Below are 22,054 nucleotides of genomic sequence, written 5' to 3'. Positions count from 1 at the left end.
TGTCGCTCGCGGGGACACGTCAAACGGTCCCCGCATGTGTCGTCTGCGCTGCGCTGCGAAAGCAGGGCGGTGCAAGGTGTTCCACGTCTGCACCAAAGCTCTCCGGGACGCGCATGAACGTCTACTTGCTACAAGTCATCAACGGCGTCGGGATCGGGATGTTGTACTTCCTGCTCGCCGTCGGCTTATCGATCATCTTCGGCCTGCTGCGTTTCGTGAACTTTGCGCACGGCGCCTTCTATCTTCTCGGCGCGTACTTCTGCTATCAGGCGCTGCAATGGGGAATGTCGTTCTGGCCGGCCCTCATCGTATGCCCCATCGTCGTGGGCGCGCTCGCCTGGATTGCCGAGAAAGTGCTGCTCTCGCATATCTACGAGAAAGCGCACGAGTTCCACATCCTCGTCACCGTCGGTCTCGCGCTCGTCGTGCAGGAACTGGTCATCATCGTCTGGGGGCCGCTCGGCGATAACGTGGCCGTGCCGGAAGCGCTCGACGGCGTGGTGATGTGGGGCAGCTTCATCTACCCGAAATACCGCCTGTTCCTCATCGGCTTTACCGCCGTCTTTGCCGCCGTGCTCTGGTGGCTGCTCGAAGGCACACGCCTGGGTAGCGCCATACGCGCCGGGAGCGAGTCATCGGAGATGGTGTCGCTGCTCGGCATCAACGTGTTTCGTGTGTTCAGCTTCGCATTCGCGCTGGGCGCCGGCACCGCCGCGCTGGCCGGTGTGCTCGCCGCACCGGTGCGCGGTGTCGAACCGTTCATGGGTATCGAAGCGCTCGGGATCGCGTTCGTGGTGGTCGTGATCGGCGGCATGGGCAGCTTCGCCGGCGCACTCGTGGGCGGGCTCGTCATCGGCATCGTGCAGAGTCTGATGAGCACGATCTGGCCGGAAGGCGCGCGACTGATGATTTACGTGGCGATGGCGGCCGTGCTGCTCATGCGCCCGCACGGCCTGCTCGGGAGGGGATGATGCTGGTACGTTATCGTTTTTGGCTGCTTGCCGCCGCCGTCACGCTGGTCCTGCCGCTCACACTCTCGTCGGGCACGCTCGCGACCGAAGTGCTCGTCTACGCGCTGGCCGTGCTCGGCTGCAATCTGCTGCTCGGTTACACCGGACTGCTGTCGTTCGGGCAAGGCATCTTCTTCGGGCTGGGCAGCTATACGCTGGGCATCATGCTCACGCGCTGGTCGTTGCCCATGCCCGTGGCCATCCTCGCGTCCATCGTCCTGGGTGCAGCGATTGCCGCCATCGTCGGCAGCTTCGCGATCCGGCAAAAGGGCACTTACTTCGTGATGCTCACGCTCGCCTGCGCGCAGATGTTCTATTTCTTCGCCTACACCGCGACGGACTGGACCGGCGGCGACAACGGCCTGCTCGACATCCCGCGCAAGTCGCTCACGCTGGGCGGCAAGACGCTCGTGGCCCTCGAGACACCGTGGCAGTACTACACCTTCGTCGCCATCGTCTTCCTGATTGTCTTCGCCCTGTTGCTGCGTGTGGCGGATTCTGTCTTCGGGCGTACGCTGCTCGCCATTCGCGACAACGAAACGCGCGCGGCCGCCATCGGCTATCACGTGAAGACGTTCAAGCTCGTGGCGTTTGCGATTTCCGGCGCGGTCACGGCGCTGGCCGGGGCGCTGCATGCGTTGATGACGGGCATTGCGCCGCTCTCGAACATCGAATACCACACGAGTGAAATGATCCTCGTGATGACAGTCATCGGAGGCACGGGAAACCTGTTCGCCTCGGTGCTCGGCGCTGCGTTCTACGTGCTCGCGGCCGACTGGCTCTCAACACTCTGGCCGCGTTGGCTGCTGCTGCTCGGCCTGCTGCTCATTGCCGTGAGCCTGTTCATGCATCGCGGGTTGTGGGGCGTAGGCGAGACACTGTGGCACCGCATCGCCGGCAAGCGCAATGCGCGCGACGGCAAACTGAATCCGCAGGGCACTCAGGGAGACCCGACATGAGCGACGCTCTCATCGAAGCCTCGGGCATCGTCAAGCGCTACGGCAAGTTCACGGCATTGCACGGCGTCGATCTGCGCGTGGCGCCGCGAACGGTGCATTCCGTCATCGGCCCGAACGGCGCGGGCAAGACGACGCTGTTCCACATGCTGACCGGCACCGTGCCGGTCTCCGGCGGACGCATCATGTTCGACGGCCATGACGTCACCACCGAGGCGGACTATCGCCGTGTGCAACGCGGCATCGCCCGCTCGTTTCAGGTCACGGCCCTGTTTCAGAACCTGTCGGTGCGCGAGAACCTTCGGCTCGCCGCGCTGGGCGTCACGCCGCGTCGCGCGCTCTCGTGCTGGCGCAAGGCGGACGGCCCGCGCGCCTGCGCCGCCATCGTCGACGACGTGCTCGCACGCCTGGCCCTCACACGTCATGCCGACACCGCGGCGGGGTCGCTCTCGCACGGCCAGCAGCGGCGCCTCGAAGTCGGCATGGCGCTCGCCGCCCGTCCCAAGGCGATCTTTCTGGACGAGCCGACCTCCGGCATGGGCATCGACGATCTCGACGACATGAAGCAACTGATCCGGGGGTTGCGCGACGACCATACCGTCGTCCTCATCGAGCACAACATGAACATCGTGATGGACATTTCCGACACGATCACCGTGATGCAACAGGGCCGCGTACTCGTCGAAGGCAAGCCGGACGCCATCCGCGCCGACGACCGCGTGCGCGCCGCCTACCTCGGCAACATGATCACCGGAGGCCGCGCATGATTCTCGACGTCGCAGGCGTTCACAGCTATTACGGCAAGAGCCACATCCTGCAAGGCGTATCGCTGAGCATCGGCGACGGCGAACTCGTCACGCTGCTCGGTCGCAACGGCGCGGGCAAGTCGACCACGCTCAAGTCGATCGCGGGCGTGGTCCCACCCAAGGCGGGCACCATCACCTTCATGGGCCAGCCGGTCGCCGGCATGGCGGCACATCGCATTGCAGCGCGCGGTGTGTGCTTCGTGCCGGAGCATCGCGGCATCTTCAAGCTGCTCACCGTCGAAGAGAACCTGAAGCTGGCCGCGCGTCGCGATTCGCCGTGGCAGCTCGCCGATATCTACCGCATCTTTCCGCGCCTGCACGAGCGTCGCAAGAATGGCGGCGCGCAGCTCTCCGGCGGAGAACAGCAGATGCTCGCGATCGGCCGCGCGCTGATGAATCACCCGCGCCTGCTCATGCTCGACGAACCGGTCGAAGGACTCGCCCCGGTGATCGTCGAGGAGATCGTGGCGCAGTTGAAGCTCATCAAGCAGGCCGGCGTGGCGATCCTGCTCGTCGAACAGAATCTGGAAGTGTGCACGCAACTGGCCGACCGGCATTACATCGTCGAGCAGGGCGTGATCGTGTATGGCGCGGACAATGCCGCGTTTCTCGCCGACGAGGTCGTCAAGGACCGCTATCTCGGTGTGGGCGTGGCGTAGCCCGCCGGTGGTCTTGCGGCGCGCTCCCCCCGACCTCGCCGCTGCCCGTAACTCTCAAGGATTGGTACAACATGGAACGTCTCGATCAACCGGTTGCCGCAGTGCGCATCGACGGTGCGCGTCTGTGGGACAGCCTGATGCAACTCGCGCAAATCGGTGCGACGGACAAGGGCGGCGTCTGCCGTCTCGCACTGACGGACCTCGATCGCCAGGGTCGCGACCTGTTCGTGGCGTGGGCAAAGGAAATCGGCTGCTCGGTGCGCATCGACGCCATCGGCAACATTTTCGCGCGCCGCGCCGGGCGCGATGACGCCTTGCCCCCCGTCATGACCGGCAGCCACATCGACACGCAGCCCACCGGCGGCAAGTTCGACGGCAACTATGGCGTGCTCGCCGGACTGGAAGTCCTGCGTACGCTCAACGACAATCGAATCGTGACGGAGGCGCCGCTGGAAGTCGCCGTGTGGACGAACGAGGAGGGCTCGCGCTTCGTGCCGGTGATGATGGGCTCGGGTGTCTATGCAGGCGCGTTTTCGCTCGAACACGCGCTCGCCCAGAAGGACCATGACGGCGTGAGTGTGGCCGAGGCGCTGGGCAGCATCGGCTATGCCGGAAAGACGTCGGCCGTCGGGCAACCGGGCGCCGTCGGCGCGTACTTCGAAGCGCACATCGAACAGGGGCCGGTCCTCGAAGCCCATGACAAGACGATCGGGGTCGTGCAGGGCGCGCTCGGCCAGCGCTGGTACGACGTGACCATCACCGGCATGGAAGCGCACGCCGGCCCCACGCCGATGGAATTGCGTCGCGACGCCCTGCTGGCCGCCGCCCAGCTGATTCAGGCCGTGAACCGCATCGCCTGTGAGCACGCGCCGCATGCACGCGGCACCGTCGGCTGGGTCGACAACTATCCGAACTCGCGCAACGTCATTCCCGGACGCGTGAAACTCTCCGTCGACCTGCGCGCCGCCGACGACGCGACACTCGACGCACTGAACGCCAGGCTGCGCGCCGAATGCACGGCATTGAGCACGCGGGGCATCGATGTCGCCATCGAGCAGGTCGTGTACTTCCCGCCGCAGCCGTTCGCGCCGGAGCTTGTCGATGCGATCCGCACCGGCGCGCAGACGCTCGGCTATTCGTCCATGGACGCGATCAGCGGCGCGGGCCACGACGCGGTGTACCTCGCACGCGTCGCGCCGACGGCGATGATCTTCGTGCCGTGCAAGGACGGCATCAGCCACAACGAAATCGAAGACGCCGATCCGGCGCACCTCGAGGCCGGTTGCAACGTGCTGTTGCAAGCCATGCTGCAACGCGCCGGAGGTGCCGCATGAAAGTCATGATCGCGCGGATGAATCACGAGACGAACACGTTCTCGCCGGTCCCCACGCCGCTCGAAGCCTTCGGCAATCAAGGGCCGACCTACGACGCCGACGCGTATCGCGAAAACAAGGGCATGCGCACGGCGATGGCCGCGTTCATCGATCTGGCGGAAGCGGCAGGTGCGCAGATGGTGACGCCGGTCTCGGCGAGCGCCAACCCCAGCGGGCCGGTGGCAGCAAGCGCGTATGACACGCTGTGCCGCCGTATCGTGGAGGCGGCGACCGGCGTCGACGCCATTCTGCTCGACCTGCACGGTGCGATGGTCGCCGAGAACAGCGACGACGGCGAAGGCGATCTGCTCGAACGCGTGCGTGCAGCAGCCCCCGATACCCCGATTGCCGTAGCCCTCGATCTGCATGCGAACGTTACGCAGAAGATCGTGCGCAACGCCGACATCGTGGTCGGCTTCAAGACATATCCGCACGTGGACATGTACGAGACGGGCGAACATGCCGGACGTCTATTGTTCGAGATGCTGGCGGGCAAACGTCGCCCGACGGTCGTGTGGCGCCAACCGCCGTTGATGGTGCACTCGCTGCGCAGCACGAGCCATGGCGGGGCGATGAAGCGGGCGCTGGACGCCGCGCGACGCGCAGAAGCCGAGGCAGGCGTGGCGGCGGTATCGGTGTTCTCCGGCTTCTCGCTCGCGGACATTCCTGCGCCGTGCCTCAGTGTCGTGGTGACGGCGGAGGACGGCGCGGATGGCGTTGCACGGGCCCAGGCGGTGGCCGATCGCATCGCCGCGCAGGCGTGGGACGAGCGCGACGGCTTCGTCTATCGCAGCGCACCGCTTGCCGAATCGATTGCGGAAGCGAAACGTCTGGCCGAGAGCGCCGATAAGCCGGTGCTGCTGCTCGATCACAGCGACAACTGCATGTCGGGCGGCACCTGCGACACGATGGACGTGCTCGAAGCCGCGCTCGCAGGCGGCCTGACGGGTATCGGCGTAGGCCCGCTGTGTGACCCGGAAGCCGTGGCGACGCTGATCGCGGCAGGCGAGGGCGCCGAGGTCACGCTGGCGGTGGGCAACAAACGTCCCCTCACGCAGTTGGGCATCACCAAGACGCCGCCGGTGCTGACCGGCATCGTGCGCAAGATCAGCGACGGCGAGTACATCGTGACTGGGCCGACGTACACGGGGCAGCGTTGCTACATGGGGCGCACCGTGCTGTTCGACATTGGCCCGGCGCGTATCGTCGTGACGGAACGCACGCACGAGCCGTGGGATCACGGCGTGTTCACCTGCGTGGGACTCGATCCGCGCAGCGAGCGGTTCCTGTTGCTCAAATCGCGCATGTACTGCCGTCCGGTGTTCGTGCCGATCTCGGCCGGACTGGTCGAATGCGACAGCAACGGCGTGACGAGCTCGAATTACGCACTGTTCCCGTTCTCGAGAGTGAATCGTCCGGTGTATCCGCTGGATCGGGAAGTGACGTTCGGAGAATGAGTCGTCATGGCGGGCTGTACGGCGCGCTACCTGTCAACCTTGTCAGGTGATGCGGGACGGATTGCGTCCTAAGCTACGTGGGACGTCTCGGACACGGCCCACGGCGCGCATCGGCGGGACGTCGCTCGACGGAGCGACCCATGCGATGCTTTTCCACATGCCCTCGTGTGCTGATGACTGGCTGGCTGCTGGCACACACTTTCCCCGCGTGGGCGCTTAGCGGTGCAGACGTTGCTTACCTGATTAACCAACGGTATCAATCCGCCCCATCGAAGTGCTTCGTCAACAGTCCGGTGCAGGAGTGCTCCGGTGTACTCATGCGCGTGCCGCCATCCGTGAATGGTGACTTTTGGGCACTCAGCCCTCAGGAGTCGGTGGCGGGTGTGGCGCACTTCGACTATGTCAGGCGCGATATAGAGACGTCGCGGTTGGACAACTCCGTTGGATTTATCCTCGCGGATCGTCCAAGCGCCGCAGGCAACGGACAGCCTTACGAGTTGCTTTGCGGATGCCCGCCGCCAGGGTCGATCGGAGGGCCGCCATGTAACGACTGTCCGGGGCAAACCCACCAGACGGGCGTGACGCTATGGGACACAGCTGCACCGGAAAAGCTTGCTGCCCAAGCCATTTTCTACGACGTGGGAAATGCGGGGCAACTTGCTACTGCGCTCGAGTACCAGCGCGCCTATTTCAATCGAACGCAGCACTGGCTGCCAATCCTGCGCGTGATGTTCGGTCCTCAGGGCACAACGGCCTTCGGTTACGACGAGCGCGATCAACTCGACTACGGTTATACGACCGTCGCAAACCTGAATGCACGATATGCGGATACGAAGAAGGTTTGCCCCGGGGGGCGCTCCGGTTACTACTGCAGCGGCGTCGTCATTCGCACTACTGGTTGGGGCACAAGCTTCAAATCATGGAACCCCAGCCCGAACTCAGTAGAGTCGAACGGTGTCTCCTTTTCCTTCATTCGCGCAGACGCACACGTTAGAGCTCTCTATTGGAAACCGGGTGATGCGGGCATCATCATGAACGAGTTCGCAACGCCGGTAGAACGTCCAATGGTGATGCGCTGCATCTACGCGCAGGACGCGGGCACCTACTTGCCAGATCGGTGCGCACAACTGGCCGCGTGCAAGGACGTGGGAGTGAACAGCGTGGAGACGTTCGTCTTATACATGCGTTTGCATGGACCCTGCCGATTCGACGTGGATCCCGAGGCGTTTCAACTCAGTCTTGACGTCCGCCCCTTTTTTCCGGGCGGAGGAGCCAGCCGGTGGAACGAAGCCATACTTGCTTTGTGGCCGCAAGACGTTCCCCTCCAAATCGGCATCGAAGCATTTTTCTTCATGTATTCCGACATGCCGGGCGCACAGTTCGTCCAACGCGACTACATGGCGACAACCGGTCGCTTCATGCCGGTCGTCAAAGTCGACTTGACCGCCATGGACGGCAACGTGTTTCGATATGACCCCGAGTGGCAGTCCTTCGCGCTGTATGGTCCAAGCACGCTACCGCCTGTACCGATGGCCCCAGCGGACATTCCGCAGTAGAGCAGGCAATCCCGCCGAATTCAGTCGTCGAACTATCTGAACCGCCCAAATGCAAACGCCACGCTTCCCCGCGTGGCGCTTGCTCGTTTAAGCGACAAAAAACAGCGGATCCGCCGAAAGTGCGGATACCGAAGCATTACTCGTCCAACACCTTATTACCCGTTTCTTCGAACATCGATACGGCGATGAGCGACACGACGACGCACGCGATCATGTACCACGCCGGGGCCATCTTGTTGCCGGTCACGCGAATCAGCCAGCCCGCGACGAGTTGCGCCGTGCCGCCGAACACCGACACCGAAATCGCATACGCGCTCGACATGTAGCCCGCGCGCAAATGCTTTGGGAAGTTCTCCGGCATCAGCGCATAGGCCGGCGCCGAACCCATCGTGTAACAGAACATCAGCACGATCAGTGCGGCGAGCACGACCGGCAGCGACGGGTAGTGCGTCATGATCCAGAACGCCGGATACAACAGCACGATCAACGCCACACGCCCGAACATCGTGAGCGGCTTGCGCTTGCCCATCCTGTCCGACCACGCGCCGTAAATCGGGCACATCACCAACGAGATCGTGCTCGCTGCCACGCCCGCGAGCATCGACATCTTCGGCGGCAGCCCCAGATACTGAATGCAGTACGTCGGCATGTAATACATCATCACGTACGTCGACACCGACATGCCCGCGATCGAGAAGATCGTGAGGAACCAGTTGCGCACGTACAGACCGCGCTTCGGATCGTCGCGGCCGGCCACGGTCTTCGCTTTCGGCGGCTCTTCCTGAATGTGGCGACGCAGATAAATACCGACCGGTGCGATCAGCGTGCCGAGCAAGAAGGGAATGCGCCAGCCCCAGCTGTGCATCGTGTCGTCCGAGAGCAGAAAGCCGAGGCTTGCCGCCAGACCCGAGCCGAGCAGGGCGGCCGCACCCTGACTGGCCAGTTGCCAGCTCGCGCGAAAGCCGCGACTCTTCGCGCCGCCCACTTCCAGCAGCGTGGCCGTGGCCGCGCCGAACTCGCCGCCCTGCGCGAAGCCTTGCAGCAGGCGGGCGCTCACAATCAGCAGCGGAGCCGCCAGACCGATCTGGGCGTACGTCGGCGCCAGACCAATGGCCGCCGAACCGATCGCCATGAGCAGAATGGTCAGCGTCAGCGCAGGCTTGCGACCGGCCCGGTCGGCGTAACGGCCGAGCACGATACCCCCGAGCGGGCGCATCACGAAGCCCACCGCAAACACGGCGAACGCGAGCAGCGACGACGTGATGGGATCGTCCGCCGGGAAAAACTGCTTGCCGATCGTCAGCGCAAAGTAGCTGTAGACCGTGAAGTCGAAGAACTCCAGCAGGTTGCCGATCACGGCGGCAAAAACGATCTTGCGTTGCTGCGAGGTCGACATCGGGGACGTCTGCGTCGGCTGTGCGCCGCCAGCCGGATACGATTGCGTTGCGAGACTCATGCGCGGTCCTTGGCGAGAAAGCGTTCGACCAGACGCGTCCAGAAGGCCGCACCGATGGTCAGATTGTCGTCGTTGAAGTCGTACTTGGCGTTGTGCAGCATCGGCTTGCCTTCCCCATTGCCCAGACGAATGAAGCAGCCAGGCACTTTTTGCAGGTAGTACGCGAAGTCCTCGCTGCCCGCGATGGGCGGGAAGGGCGAGATGATGTGCTCGGCACCGACCAGTTCTTGCGCAACCTCACGGGCAAATTCGGTTTCGGCTTCGCTGTTGACCAGCACCGGATAGCCCCGGATGTACTCGATGTCGGCGCTCGCGCCATAGCCCTCGGTGTGCGACTTCACCAACGCACAAATGCGCTCCTCCAGCGTGGCGCGCACCTTCGCGGAGAACGAGCGCACGCTCATCTCCAGCGTGGCGTCCTCCGGGATCACGTTCGGCGCGAATCCCGCGTGGAAGGTGCCGACAGTCACCACGGCGGCTTCGGTCGGATCGACGTTGCGCGCAACCACGGTTTGCAGCGCCATCACGAGGCTGCTGCCGATCATCACCGGATCGATGGCCAGATGCGGCCGTGCCGCATGGCCGCCACGGCCGTGGATGCGGACCTTGACGGTATCGCACGCAGCCATGAGCGGACCGGCTCGGAAACCGAACGTGCCCGTGGCGACGCCCGGATGGTTATGCAGACCGAAGATCGCATCGCACGGGAAACGCTCGAACAGGCCGTCGGCAATCATCTGTTCGGCGCCGCTGTTCGAACCGGCTTCTTCCGCCGGCTGGAAAATCAGGTTGACGGTGCCGTCGAAGTTGCGTGTCTTTGCGAGTTGCTGCGCCGCGCCGAGCAACACGGTGGTGTGACCGTCGTGACCGCAGGCGTGCATCTTGCCGTCATGCACGCTGGCGTAGGCCAGACCGGTTTGTTCGTGGATCGGCAGCGCATCCATGTCGGCGCGCACGCCAACCGTGCGCGCGCTCGTGCCCGCGGTGAGCGAGGCCACCACGCCGTGACCGCCGACGTTGCGCGTGACCCGGTATCCCCAGCTTTCGAGCTTGTCCGCCACGTAACGCGACGTGTCGACCTCCTCGTACGACAGCTCGGGGTGTTGGTGGATGTGGTGGCGAATGTCGGCCAACTGCTCGCGCGCGTCGGCCAGGTCGCTCACCTCGCAATAGCGATTCTCGCTCATCGAGGACTCCTCTCTTTTTGAATAACGCGGAGTATTGCACCGACGAAATTTCGCACCCATGACGCAAAGCACGTCAAAATGTTGCTTTCAAGGCAACAATTGTGTGAAAAGGACTGTCCGCACGCTGCCTGTCTCGTCAGCAAAAACCGGGCGCCAATTCAATAAGTTAGCAACGTTCCACCATGCGCCGTCGCCCATGCGCGCGACCGCGTGGCGACGACATGTCCGACCGGCACGATCGTTCGAGCGCAATAGTGAAATCAATGATGACCAGCGATTCATGGATGGACGACATCGGCGAGCGTCCGCTCAGATACCTCGCCGAAATTGCCGCAATGGGCGGTGTGCGCATGGCGGCCGAATCGCTCGGCGTGAATCCTTCCGTCGTCAGCCGACAGGTCGCCGCGCTGGAACGGCGGCTGCGCTTTCCCCTCATCGAGCGACGTGGGCGCAACGTGATCGTCACCGAAATCGGTCAGGTGCTCATCGACTATTACCGTGACGGTCAACGCCGCCAGCGGGATCTGTCGGCGCGGCTGGAGGAATACCGGCATCTCAAGCGCGGACGCGTGGCGATCGGCGTCGGGGAAGGATTCATCGGCCGGCTGATCGCGCAAGCGTTGCAGCGTTTCTCGATGAGCTATCCCGACATCCTCGTCGAGATCCGATCCGGCCCCACGCCCACGGTGCTCTCGCTGGTGCGCGACGACGTCGTCGACATCGGTCTGTGCGCCCGCTCGGAGGACGATCCCGCCATGCGCATCCACCCGTTTGCGGCCAAGGCGCTGTGCGCCGTGGTGGCGCCCACGCACCGGTTCGCGACCATGACGAGCGTGCCGCCCTCGGAACTGGTGCACGAGCGGCTCATCTTCATGACCGAGGAGCACGGCGTTCAGCAGTTCGTGCACTCGGTGCTCGATACGGCGCGCCTGAACGTGATTCCCGCGTATCGGGTCGATCTGTTCAACACCGCGCAGACGCTCGCTGCCGCCGGCCTCGGCGTGGCCTTCATGTCGGCGATTACCGCGCGACGCGGTATCGAACTCGGTGAGCTGGTGGCCGTGCCGATCGATCATCCGATCGCCGCCGGATTCTCCAGCCAGATGATGACGCGCGTGGGGCGCCGCCTCTCGCCCGCCGCAGACCACCTGTGGAAGCAACTCGCGCAAAGTCTGGCGAAGCGATGAGACGTCTGTGATCGCCCCCGCCAATGGGGCCGAATGGGGCTGAATGGGGCCGAATGGGCCGCACGCAGAATCGCCATCCGTAGATGGCGTATGATCGGCCGGGTGTTGGACAAGCCCGCCTGATGCATCGATGACGACTGACTCGAACCAACCCGCCCACCGGCGACTCCGCGCGCGCTTCGTCGCGATTTCCTGGCGAGATCTCGCCGTCTCCTTTGGCCCGGTAGTCCTGGTTGCGATTGCCGCCATCTGGCTCGCCGTATGGCTCGTGCAACCGGCCCCGCCGCGCACCATCACGCTGAGCGCCGGCCCCGAGGGCAGTTCGTTCTGGAGCGCAGCGCAACGTTACAAGACCATCCTCGCGCGCGACGGCATCACGCTCAACGTGCTGCCCTCGGAGGGCTCGCGTCAGAACGTCGAGCGTCTGGCGAACGACAACGAGAACGTGGACCTCGGTCTCGTGCAGGGTGGCGTGTCGCAGGGCCTGGACATCGACGGCCTCGTCTCGCTCGGCAGCATGTTTTATGCACCGATCTCGGTGTTCTATCGCGGCGAGCGCGTCACCAAACTGTCCGATTTCACCGGCAAGCGCATCGCCATCGGCCGGGAAGGCAGCGGCGCACGGGCTCTCGCGCTCACATTGCTCAAGGCGAATGGCATCGAGCCCGGCGGATCGACGAAGCTCACGGCCTACGACGGGCAGGAAGCCGCTCAGGCGCTGATCGACGGCCGTGTCGACGCCGCCATGCTCACCGGCGACACGGCGACCGGCCCCACCATGGGCAAGCTCATTCGCACGCCCGGCATTCGCCTCATGGATTTCGCGCAGGCAGACGCCTACACGCGGCGCTTCACCTATCTCAATCAGTTGACGCTGCCGCGCGGCGTCTTCGATCTCGGTCGCAATCTGCCCGCGCAACCGGTGCACGTCATCAGCCCGACCGTCGAACTCGTGGCGCGGGAGAGCCTGCATCCGGCGCTCTCCGATCTGCTGATCGAAGCGGCACGCGAGGTCCACGGCAAGGCGAATCTGATGCAACGCGCCGGGGAGTTTCCCTCCGCACAAGTGCATGAATTCCCGATCTCCGACGACGCCGCGCGCTACTACAAGTCGGGCAAGGGTTTCCTTTACCGTCATCTGCCGTTCTGGATCGCCAGCCTTGCCGACCGCATCGTCGTGCTGCTCGTGCCGATCATCGTGGTGTTGATCCCGGCGTTCCGACTGGTGCCGTCGCTCTATAGCTGGCGCGTGAAGTCGCGTCTGTACCGCTGGTACGGCGGACTCATCGCGCTGGAGCGCGAAGCGTTGGCGGACGACGCTCACACCGAGTATCAAAGTCTGCGCGAACGACTCGACACCATCGAGGCCGCCGTCAACCGGCTGAAGATTCCGCTGGCGTACGCGGCCCAGTTTTACGTGCTGCGAGAACACATCAGTTTCGTGCGTCAACGCCTCGACGCCATGAACGCAGCGCACGCCACGTCGGGCGGCGATGCCGTTCAGCGCGCAGGCGGCGTACCGCCTTCGCCCGGGAAAGCGGAAGACGACGCCGAAGCAGCGGGTAAGGAAGCGGACACGAAGCACGCATGAGCCTCACCTCAAAGAAATACTTATGCATTTCATAACCAGCGCCAGCTTTTCTTATAGAGGAGAGCGGCGCACACTGCTGACAGTCACGGACCGTTTGTGTGCCCGTTTGTGTGGCCATTTGTGCGGCCCGTTGTGAAAACCGAAAACCCACGCTCGCGCCATCGTATGTCGTCGTCCAACGCCCCGCATTCGTCCTCTTCCGCTACGCAAGCGCCGCGCCGTGTCGGCACCGACCTCGCGCGAAGTGCATGCACTGTGCGTCCGGTACGCGACGACGACCTGCCTGCCATCACCGCGATCTACGCGCATCACGTGCGCAACGGATCCGCGTCCTTCGAAGAGATTCCGCCGGACGAGGTTGAGATGCGCACCCGGTGCGCAAAGGTGCTCGATGCGGGTCTGCCGTATCTGGTCGCGGAGCGCGACGCCCGGGTGCTGGGCTACGCATACGCCACGCATTACCGGCCCCGCTCGGCGTATCGGTTCACGCTGGAAGACTCCGTGTACATCGCGCCCGACGCCATCGGGCAAGGTGTGGGGCGCGCATTGTTGCTCACGCTCATCGCGCGCTGCGAAGGCGGTCCGTGGCGCCAACTGATCGCGAACGTGGGCGACAGCGGCAATCAGGCGTCCCTCGCCCTGCACGCCGCCTGCGGCTTCCAGCACGCGGGCATGCTCAAATCCGTCGGCTTCAAGTTCGGCCGCTGGATCGACACCGTTCTCATGCAACGCCCCCTTAACGCAGGCGACACCACGCTGCCCGAATAAGCGGCGCGCTCAAAACGGCGAGGTGCGGTCCAGTTCCTTGTAATGACGGAAGATGCCCGTGGTGTTGAACGGGATACGTCGGGGCGATGCCAGATACGCCGCGACAAGCGGTGCGCTGGCCACGGCGTCGTGCACCGCCTGACAGCGCGGGAATGCTTTCGCGAAGCCGGACATCGCACGCGGAAATGCGTAGCGCAGCCCCTCGATCACCTGAAACAGCGACAGATCGGCATACGACATGGCGCCTTCCGACAGCCATCCGCCCGCGTGGGGATTGTTCGCGAGCACCCGCTCGAAGTAGCCGAAGAATTTGGGCAGCCGATAATCGATCAGGTCTGCGGTGCGCTTGCGCGCTTCAGCCTTCTGATTGCTGTAATAGAGACGACTGGCGATGGGGTGATGACCGTCGTGAACCTCGGCCACCAGATCGGCAATCGTCAGTTGTAGCTGATTGACCCAGCGTCGCGCGCGCGGCGTTTCGCCGACGAGGCCGAGCAATGGCCCCAGATACGCCAGAATATTCGCCGTCTGGCCGATCAGCTCGTCGCCCGAGGCATGACGGATACGCAGAAACGGCGGGGCGAAGGGCGGGTCCATGCACGCGGGATCGTCCATGGCGTGCAGCAGACCGTCCATCCCCTGACCGGGCTCATCACCCTGCACGATCTCCACATACGGTGTACCGGCGGCCTCGAAGGCGAGGCGGACAAACTCGCCACGGCCTTGCAGGCCCGGCCAATAGAACAGCTCGAAGGTCATGCACCCTCCTCAGGCTCAGGAAGCGCCCGGCTGCATCTCCACGCGATTCTTGCCCTGTTGCTTGGCGCGATACAGCGCCAGATCCGCCGACTCGATCAACGACGTCGACGCCATGTGTGTGCGCGGCACGAGCGCCGCACCACCGAGACTGATGGTCACATGTCGGCCGTTGGCCGACCCGACGTGCGGAATCGCCATCGCTTCGATCTGCGCACGCACTTTCTCCGCAATCGCAGCCGCGCCGCTCGCCGACGTGTTGGGCAACACCATCACGAACTCCTCGCCACCGAAGCGCGCGGCGAGATCCGCGGGACGCGCCGCCGCTTCCGCCATCGTGCGCGCCACCCGGCGCAACACCTCGTCACCCGCAATGTGACCGTACGTGTCGTTGTAAATCTTGAAGTTGTCGACGTCGATCATCAACAGCGCCAACTCGCGTTGCTCGCGAAGCGCACGTCGCCATTCCGCGCCGAAATACTCGTCGAAGTAACGTCGGTTGGCCAGTCCCGTCAAGCCATCGGAATGCGTGAGCCGCTGCAGCTCCAGATTCGTCTCGAGCAATTGCTGCTGGCTCTCGCGCAGCGCGCGGTACGCTTCGTCGCGTTGCAGCAGGTTCATATACGACCGGGAGTGGTACCGAATGCGTGCGACCAGCTCGATGGTGTCGGGCAGCTTGACCAGATAGTCGTTGGCGCCGGCGGCGAACGCCTCGCGCTTGATCGTCGGTTCTTCTTTCGTCGAGAGCACGATGATCGGGATGTCGCGCGTGAGCGGACTGGCGCGATACTGCCGCACGAGCGAGAGACCGTCGGTGCCCGGCATCACGAGGTCCTGGAGGATGACGGTCGGTCGTGTCTGTTCGGCAACGCGCAAGGCATCGTCCGGGTTCGCACAGTAGTGAAAATCGATGTTCGGCTCGCCGCTCAGGGCGCGGCGGATTGCTTCGCCGACCATTGCCTGATCGTCGACGAGCAACACCATCGCCGACGATTCGCTCAGGCTGCTCTCCGAGCCGATCGGTTGCGGGTCTGGCCTGAGTTGGTGCGGAATTGTCGTCATTGTTGTTTTTCCCTCTCCTTTTGACGCTGCTGCGCTGTCCGATTACAGCGTGCCGAACAAGGTCACCAAATGTGGTGCGATATTGGGCAGCGGCAGAATCTGCGACGCGGCGCCGGCCTCGGCGGCCGCTTTCGGCATACCGTACACCGCACTCGTCGCCCGATCTTGTGCAATGGTAATGAAGCCCTGTGTGCGCATCGCGCCAAGCCCTGCGGCGCCATCGCGCCCCATGCCGGTCAGAAGCACACCCACCGCGCGCGATCGCCAGTTCTCGGCAACGCTGCGCAGAAATACATCGATGGACGGACGATACACCGCATCGCGAGGTTCGTCGGTAAAAACGCAGCGCCCGCTCAGATCGACCCGCAAATGTCGATTGCCGCCCGCGAGCAGCACCGCACCGGCCACCGGGCGCTCGCCCGCTTCCACCAATCGCACCGAAAGCGGCGTCTGCTGATCGAGCCACGTCGCCATGCCCGGCGCGAAGGCGTCGTCAACATGTTGTACGACGATCACCCCTGCGCCGAAGTTCTCGGGCAGCCGCCCCAGCAGCGTCGCCAGTGCGGCCGGGCCACCGGCGGACGCGCCGATGGCGACCAGCGCATCGGTGCTGCCGGTGACACGCTGCGCAACCACCGGTTGCGGCGCGCTGGCGTCGGCATGCTGCGCCGCAACGGCTTCGATCTTGGCGAGCAACGACGATGCCGGACGCGCGAGTTCCGCGCCACCCAGCACCGGCGTATCGACGGCATCCACCGCGCCCGCACCCATGGCGTCGAACACGAGACTAGCGTGATGGCCCACGTCGGACGTCACGATCAGAATCGGACACGGCGTGCGCCGCATGATCTCGCGTGTGGCCGCTACGCCGTCCATCACGGGCATGACGAGATCCATCAACACGAGGTCAGGCGGCACGGGCGAGCACATTCGCACGGCCTGCTCGCCGTCGTGTGCCACCCACGCGACATCAAAGCCCGGTCGCTGTGCCAGCGTGCGTCGCAACGCCTCCACCGCAATGACCGAATCGTTCACGATCCCGATTCTCATGACCCCGACTCCCCGATGAGATCCACAACAGCGCGCAGCAACGCGTCGTCATGGAAGCTGCCCTTCGCGAGGTAATAGTCGGCACCCGCATCGAGTCCGCGTTGTCGATCTTCCTCACGATCCTTGTAGGAAACGATCATGACCGGCAATTCCGCCGTGCGCGTGTCGCGCTTGATCAGGGTCACCAGTTCGATGCCGTCCATGCGCGGCATGTCGACATCGGTGATCACCATGTCGAACGTTTCGCTTCGCACTGCGTTCCAGCCATCCATGCCATCGACGGCCACACTCACGTCGTAGCCGCGCGCGGCCAGCAGCTTGCGTTCGAGCTCGCGCACGGTCAGGGAATCGTCGACGACCAGCACGCGCTTGCGTGCACGTCCGCCCGATTGCGTTGCGCGCACCGGCAACCGATCGAGCGCGCCCATCTCGACCGCCTTGGCGATGGAGCGCACCAGATCCGCCGTGTCGATGATGAGCAGCGGTGAGCCGTCTTCCGCGAGCGCGCCAGCGGCAATATTGGGCAGCTTGCCGAGGCGCGCATCGAGCGGTTGCACGACGAGCATGCGCTCGCCGAGGAATTTGTCGACAGCCAGCCCGTAACGCGCGTCACCCTCACCGAACACCACGACGGGTTGATCGCCCGCAAGCCCCGCAGGCGCGGTGCCGCACAGCACCTGCTGCGCGCTCACGAGCCCGATCTGCTTGCCGTCCAGCGTGAAATGCGGACGCCCTTCGAGCATGTCGATGCGTTCCTGCGGCAACGCCAGCGTACGCGACAAGTTTGCGAGCGGCAGCGCATAGGGCTCACCGGCGACTTCGACGAGCAGGCTGCGCACCACCGAAAGCGTCAGCGGCAATTGCAGCGTCACTTTGGTGCCACGCCCCGGCGTGTGCTCGATGCGCACCGTGCCGCGCACCGTCGCCACCATCGCACGCACCGCATCGAGGCCGACGCCACGTCCCGAGACGTCCGTCACCGTATCGCGCAGGGTAAATCCCGGCAGCATCAGGAATTCGAGCAGTTCATTGTCATCGAGTCGCGCGGCGGTGTCCGGCGTCACCAGCCCGCGCCGGACCACGGTCTCGCGTACGCGCTCGATGTCGATCCCTGCGCCGTCATCGGCCACACTGACCAGCAACAGACCCGCGCTGTGACGTGCAGTGAGCGTGATGACGCCTTCGCTCGGTTTGCCTGCCGCCACGCGCGCCTGCGCACTTTCCAGCCCATGATCGACGGCGTTGCGCAGCAGATGCCCCAGCGGCGCTTCGAGCTGGTCGAGAATGTCCCGATCGACCTGTGTGTCGGCGCCGCGGATGTCGAGCCGCGCCGGCTTGCCGAGCGAGCGCCCGAGGTCGCGCACCATGCGCGCGAAGCCGCCGAGTCGATCGTCGATGGGGCGCATGCGACACGCAAGGGCTTCGTCGTACAGGCGCTGCGACAACTGCGTCGAGCGACGGTCGAAATCGTCGAGCTCGTGGATCTGCTGCGCGAGCAACTGACTTCCTCCGCCGAGCGCACGGCGAAGATCGGCCAGCGCCGCCAGCAATACCTGACGGTCTTCGTCCGAGCGATCGGCCACCTGCGCCAGCGCCGAGCTCACGCGATCGAGCGCGTCGCCCGCATCGTGCTGATGCCGCTTGAGGCGCTGCAACGACTGCGCAAAAGGTTGCGACCAGCGCGACGCCACCAGCGCCTCGCTCGACAGTCGCAGCAATCGGTCGAGGTTGTCTGCGGAAACGCGCAACGCCCGCGATGTGTTGTCGGTGGCCTCGCGGGCGTTCGACGTGTCCGCGTCGCGCGCGGTCTCGAAGCCATCATGCCTGTGACCGTCAGATGTGAGCGCAGACGACGCGGCCACGGGCACCGATCCGTCCGCTTTGTCCGCTTTGTCCGTTTGGTCCGTTGACGCGGGCGTTACCGGCAACGTCGCAAGCGTCGGAGGCATGCCGCGCGCCGATCCGGCGTCAGTCGTCGGCAGGCCATAGCTGGCGTAGTCGAACGTGCTCGGTTCTTCTGCCAACACGCCTTGCGACTTGCCCTTCGACGCCGCTTCCAATCGCGAGGTGAGCGTTTGCGTGAATGTTGTGACGAAGGCATCGATTTCGGTCTTGCCCGCCCCCTGCGCCCAGTCCGGATCGCGCCCCGGCGGATGCGCCAGACGCATGAGCAGGTCCACGCCCTGCAACAAGCGATCGATGATCGGCACGTCCAGCACGAGCGCGCCGCCCTGCGCCGCGACGAAGGCGTCTTCCAGCACGTGAGCGAGCGACACCCCCGCCTCGACCCCGACGATGCGCGCGGCCCCCTTGAGCGAGTGCGCGGCCCGCATACAGGCTTCGAGTTGCGACGCATCGGTCGGCGCACGTTCGAGCGCCAGCAACCCGTCGCCGAGCACTTGGGCCTGCGTCTCCGTCTCCATGCGGAACAGGTCTAGCAGCGTGGCGTTGCGGAGATCGTCGCTCATGCGAGGCTCCTGTCGAAAGCCGCGCCCACACGCAGCGGATCGAGCACCCCGACGACATGCTCTCGCCAGGGCAACACGGCGACGGCAAAGCCATCTGACGCCCCGAGCGCCGTCGCGGGCACTGCACCCAACGCCGTACTGGCCGGGGCGACGGTCCCGTAGACTTCGGTCACCGGAAACGCGCTCAGATGCGGTCCATGGCGTAACGCAAGCAGGCGTGCGGTGCTCGCGCGCAACGTGTTGGACGGCGTGCCCTGCGTTTGGGGCGCCTGTTGTACGCCGAGCAGCTCACCGAGCGACAGACAAGGCACGAGCGCGCCGCGCAAATTGACGAGCCCGAGCAACGCGCGCTGACGGTGTCCCGGCACCGTGTGCCACCCGCGCATGGGCGTTACCTCTTCAATGGCCGATGCAGGCAACGCCAGCCATTCGTCGGCCAGACGGAAGAGCAACAGCGACTGGCTGCGCACCACGTTCTCATCGGCGCGCGCCGCACGCCAGGGGGCAGGGTCGACGGGCACCACCGGTAGCCGGTCGAGCAATGCCGCCGCCTGCCTGCGCAATGCGTTGTCGTTTGGCTTCGCTGCCTGCGAGGAGATGGGGTCGGCGTTGCCATCCACGACACCTGCCTCAGGGGCCAGTTCGCGATCGGTCATCGATGTCGGGTTCCGTGGCGTTGCATCGGGTCATGCGTTTCGGAGGACGCCATTGTCTCGCCGGACGGCTCGACACGTTCGGCACGCGCCATCAGACGGCGTGCGCCCGACACGTCGCCACGCGCATCGAGCAATGCGGCGCAGTGCACGAGCGCTTCGTAATGGGTCGGATCGAGATACAACGCACGTCGATAATGGATGAGCGCGCCCTGCGCATCGCTACGTGCGTCTTCCACCAGACCGAGCAGATACTCCGCTTGCGCGTTGGCGCGGTCCGCCGCCAGCACGGCACGACACAGTGCGACGGCCCGCACGAAGTCGCCCGCGTCGGCCGCAGCACGCGCCTGCGTCAACTGGACGTCTATCTCTGCCTTCGCCATGGCGCCGATAGACGAGACGACGGCGGGGACGACAGCGGGGACGACAGCTGAGACGACGGACGGGGCAAGCGGCGATTCGCCCGCCCGCGCGAGTCGCGGCGAATCGGTCGTGGGTCGCGTCGGTAGCGTGGGAGGTGCGGGACGAGTCGGCGGTGCGAACGTCCGCGCGGGTATGCCGCGCGCCGACGGTTTCGCATCGGTCGAAGGCGCCGCCTGAGTCACGTCGCGCGCGGGTACCGCCACGCGGAATGAGAACGCCTGCGCATGCCCGGTCGGGGCGAGACAGTTGCTCGTTAGCGTTCCACCTTCGGCGGGCCCGGCAAAAAGCGTTGCGCCCACGCGCATGAGCCGCTCCAGCGCGGCGATGGCACGACGTTGTCCGTCGCGGTCGAAATAGATCAGCACATTGCGGAAGAAAACGAAATCGAATGTGCCCAGCCGATCCACGAGCGACGGATCGAACAGATTGCCTGCATGCCAGCGCACCTGCGTACGCAGCGCGCCGATGACGCGGTGATTGTCTTCCTCGGAGGTGAAATAGCGGTCGCGGAACAGCAGGGTGTCGGGCGCACCCCGAAACGAATTTCGGCCATACAGCCCCTCGCGGGCCACGGCAAGCGCGCGTTCGCTGATGTCGACGGCGTCGATGGTGAAATCGTTCGCGCCGAACCCCGCGTCGAACATCGCCATCGCCATCGAATAAGGCTCTTCGCCGGTCGAGCATGGCAAGCTCAGCAACCGCAACGGCTGCCTTTCGCTCGCGGTGCCGCGACGCGCGGCCCGTGCCTCCTGCGCCATCCTGCCCAGTGTCGTGAAGGCTTCGCGATGCCGGAAGAACCAGGTCTCCGGCACCACGACCGCTTCGATCAATGCCTGAAGCTCGTGCGACGACTGTTGCAACCGCTGCCAATATCGGGCGTACGGCGGGGCGTCCTGCATTTCCGGCGACAACGCGGCGAGGCGCGCACGCACGGCCCGCTCGATAGCGTGGATGCCGAGCGTGTCCGCGTCGATGCCCGTCGTGTCGCGCAACAGGCGTTCGATGTCAGGCACGTGGGTCATGTCGGCGCCCCCATGGCATTGCCCTCATGCGCCCCCTCCACAGCGGGTGCGTCGGCCACGTCATCCGCCAAGGCGTCGCGCGCTGCGTCGAACAACATCGCGCGCGCTGCATCGCTCAGCAATTGTTCGACACGCACCCACTGCACGAGGCCATCTTCGGTGTCGAGTACCGGACCGAGGTAACGCCCTTCGGGAAGATCGACACCGCTCGACCTGAATGCGTCGGCATCCGCCCGCAGGGTGTCGGTGGCGCGCTCGACCAGCACACCAAGGCGGCGGGCGTTCGGTCCGGGCACCGGGTAGTGCACAAGCACCAGCCGTGTCGAGCGACGCTCAGGCGCGCCCACTCCGGTGGCGAGGCGCGTCAGATCGATGACGGGCACGGACTCGCCACGATAGCTGAACGCGCCTGCGACCCACGACGGTGCCGATGGCAGACGCTTGAGCGAGAGCCACGGCAACACCTCGGCCACGTGACTGGCTTCGATGAGGTAATGATCGGTCGCGATGGCGAAACGCAGGAACAGCATGTCGAAGTCCGCGAAGAGCAATGGCCGACAAACGTGTCGGTAACGGGAAGTCTGGTGTCGCTATGGGTTCGATATTGGGTCGAT

19 protein-coding genes are annotated in these 22,054 nt (G+C 64.9%); 10 read left to right on the top strand and 9 right to left on the bottom strand.

Annotation, left to right across the window (positions count from 1 at the left end; genetic code table 11):
- Positions 1-113 precede the first annotated feature (113 nt).
- The 7 genes from PCA31118_RS06345 to PCA31118_RS06315 all read left to right on the top strand — a co-directional run bounded on the left by PCA31118_RS06345 (position 114) and on the right by PCA31118_RS06315 (position 7,817).
- Positions 114-971, top strand: a complete 858-nt coding sequence (locus PCA31118_RS06345) for a branched-chain amino acid ABC transporter permease (protein WP_150624111.1) — start codon at positions 114-116, stop codon at positions 969-971.
- Positions 971-1,969 (top strand): branched-chain amino acid ABC transporter permease, encoded by a 999-nt coding sequence (locus tag PCA31118_RS06340; protein ID WP_150625144.1) that lies wholly within the window; start codon positions 971-973, stop codon positions 1,967-1,969. The genes PCA31118_RS06345 and PCA31118_RS06340 overlap by 1 nt, the downstream gene beginning before the upstream one ends.
- Positions 1,966-2,733, top strand: coding sequence for an ABC transporter ATP-binding protein (locus tag PCA31118_RS06335; RefSeq protein ID WP_044453262.1), 768 nt, complete (start codon positions 1,966-1,968; stop codon positions 2,731-2,733). The genes PCA31118_RS06340 and PCA31118_RS06335 overlap by 4 nt, the downstream gene beginning before the upstream one ends.
- Positions 2,730-3,431 (top strand): ABC transporter ATP-binding protein, encoded by a 702-nt coding sequence (locus PCA31118_RS06330; protein WP_150624109.1) that lies wholly within the window; start codon positions 2,730-2,732, stop codon positions 3,429-3,431. Before PCA31118_RS06335 ends, PCA31118_RS06330 begins: the two co-directional genes overlap by 4 nt.
- A gap of 71 nt (positions 3,432-3,502) precedes the next feature.
- Positions 3,503-4,765, top strand: coding sequence for a Zn-dependent hydrolase (locus PCA31118_RS06325; RefSeq protein ID WP_150624107.1), 1,263 nt, complete (start codon positions 3,503-3,505; stop codon positions 4,763-4,765).
- Entirely contained in the window at positions 4,762-6,261 is a 1,500-nt protein-coding gene (locus PCA31118_RS06320) for a M81 family metallopeptidase (RefSeq protein ID WP_150624105.1), read from the top strand. The genes PCA31118_RS06325 and PCA31118_RS06320 overlap by 4 nt, the downstream gene beginning before the upstream one ends.
- A 173-nt stretch (positions 6,262-6,434) precedes the next feature.
- Positions 6,435-7,817 carry a hypothetical protein gene (locus PCA31118_RS06315; RefSeq protein WP_150624103.1) on the top strand — a complete coding sequence of 461 codons (1,383 nt, stop codon included), beginning with the start codon at positions 6,435-6,437 and terminating at the stop codon, positions 7,815-7,817.
- A gap of 136 nt (positions 7,818-7,953) precedes the next feature.
- On the opposite strand, the gene PCA31118_RS06310 is transcribed toward PCA31118_RS06315, so the two are convergent.
- Entirely contained in the window at positions 7,954-9,273 is a 1,320-nt protein-coding gene (locus PCA31118_RS06310) for an MFS transporter (protein ID WP_217431250.1), read from the bottom strand.
- Positions 9,270-10,460 (bottom strand): M20 aminoacylase family protein, encoded by a 1,191-nt coding sequence (locus PCA31118_RS06305; RefSeq protein WP_150624101.1) that lies wholly within the window; start codon positions 10,458-10,460, stop codon positions 9,270-9,272. Before PCA31118_RS06305 ends, PCA31118_RS06310 begins: the two co-directional genes overlap by 4 nt.
- A gap of 263 nt (positions 10,461-10,723) precedes the next feature.
- Here PCA31118_RS06305 and PCA31118_RS06300 point away from each other — a divergent pair, with 263 nt between their 5' ends.
- The 3 genes from PCA31118_RS06300 to PCA31118_RS06290 all read left to right on the top strand — a co-directional run bounded on the left by PCA31118_RS06300 (position 10,724) and on the right by PCA31118_RS06290 (position 14,006).
- Positions 10,724-11,647, top strand: a complete 924-nt coding sequence (locus tag PCA31118_RS06300) for a LysR family transcriptional regulator (RefSeq protein WP_246190108.1) — start codon at positions 10,724-10,726, stop codon at positions 11,645-11,647.
- 130 nt (positions 11,648-11,777) lie between these two features.
- Complete coding sequence (locus PCA31118_RS06295; protein ID WP_150624099.1) at positions 11,778-13,238, top strand: TAXI family TRAP transporter solute-binding subunit; 1,461 nt, start codon at positions 11,778-11,780, stop codon at positions 13,236-13,238.
- A gap of 165 nt (positions 13,239-13,403) precedes the next feature.
- On the top strand, positions 13,404-14,006 hold the full coding sequence (locus PCA31118_RS06290; protein WP_150624097.1) for a GNAT family N-acetyltransferase: 603 nt from the start codon (positions 13,404-13,406) through the stop codon (positions 14,004-14,006).
- A 9-nt stretch (positions 14,007-14,015) separates the two neighbouring features.
- Here PCA31118_RS06290 and PCA31118_RS06285 read toward each other — a convergent pair whose 3' ends face one another.
- The 7 genes from PCA31118_RS06285 to PCA31118_RS06255 are packed head-to-tail and all read right to left on the bottom strand — an operon-like array spanning position 14,016 to position 21,970.
- A complete protein-coding gene (locus PCA31118_RS06285) occupies positions 14,016-14,765 on the bottom strand; it encodes a glutathione S-transferase (protein WP_150624095.1) in 750 nt (249 codons plus the stop codon).
- Between the two features lie 15 nt (positions 14,766-14,780).
- Positions 14,781-15,824, bottom strand: coding sequence for a diguanylate cyclase (locus PCA31118_RS06280; protein ID WP_425495327.1), 1,044 nt, complete (start codon positions 15,822-15,824; stop codon positions 14,781-14,783).
- A 42-nt stretch (positions 15,825-15,866) separates the two neighbouring features.
- Complete coding sequence (gene cheB, locus PCA31118_RS06275) at positions 15,867-16,874, bottom strand: chemotaxis response regulator protein-glutamate methylesterase (RefSeq protein ID WP_150624093.1); 1,008 nt, start codon at positions 16,872-16,874, stop codon at positions 15,867-15,869.
- Positions 16,871-19,342 (bottom strand): hybrid sensor histidine kinase/response regulator, encoded by a 2,472-nt coding sequence (locus PCA31118_RS06270; protein WP_150624091.1) that lies wholly within the window; start codon positions 19,340-19,342, stop codon positions 16,871-16,873. Before PCA31118_RS06270 ends, cheB begins: the two co-directional genes overlap by 4 nt.
- Positions 19,339-19,998: a chemotaxis protein CheW gene (locus tag PCA31118_RS06265; protein WP_150624089.1), complete on the bottom strand. Its 660-nt coding sequence runs from the start codon at positions 19,996-19,998 to the stop codon at positions 19,339-19,341. Before PCA31118_RS06265 ends, PCA31118_RS06270 begins: the two co-directional genes overlap by 4 nt.
- A complete protein-coding gene (locus PCA31118_RS06260) occupies positions 19,995-21,440 on the bottom strand; it encodes a CheR family methyltransferase (protein ID WP_150624087.1) in 1,446 nt (481 codons plus the stop codon). Before PCA31118_RS06260 ends, PCA31118_RS06265 begins: the two co-directional genes overlap by 4 nt.
- Entirely contained in the window at positions 21,437-21,970 is a 534-nt protein-coding gene (locus PCA31118_RS06255) for a chemotaxis protein CheW (RefSeq protein ID WP_150624085.1), read from the bottom strand. The genes PCA31118_RS06260 and PCA31118_RS06255 overlap by 4 nt, the downstream gene beginning before the upstream one ends.
- Positions 21,971-22,054 lie beyond the last annotated feature (84 nt).

It is taken from the genome of Pandoraea captiosa, assembly GCF_902459775.1.
Classification (GTDB): Bacteria; Pseudomonadota; Gammaproteobacteria; order Burkholderiales; family Burkholderiaceae; genus Pandoraea; species Pandoraea captiosa.
The sequence above is the reverse complement of the archived record's forward strand: the minus strand, read 5'-3'. Positions and strand labels throughout refer to the sequence as shown.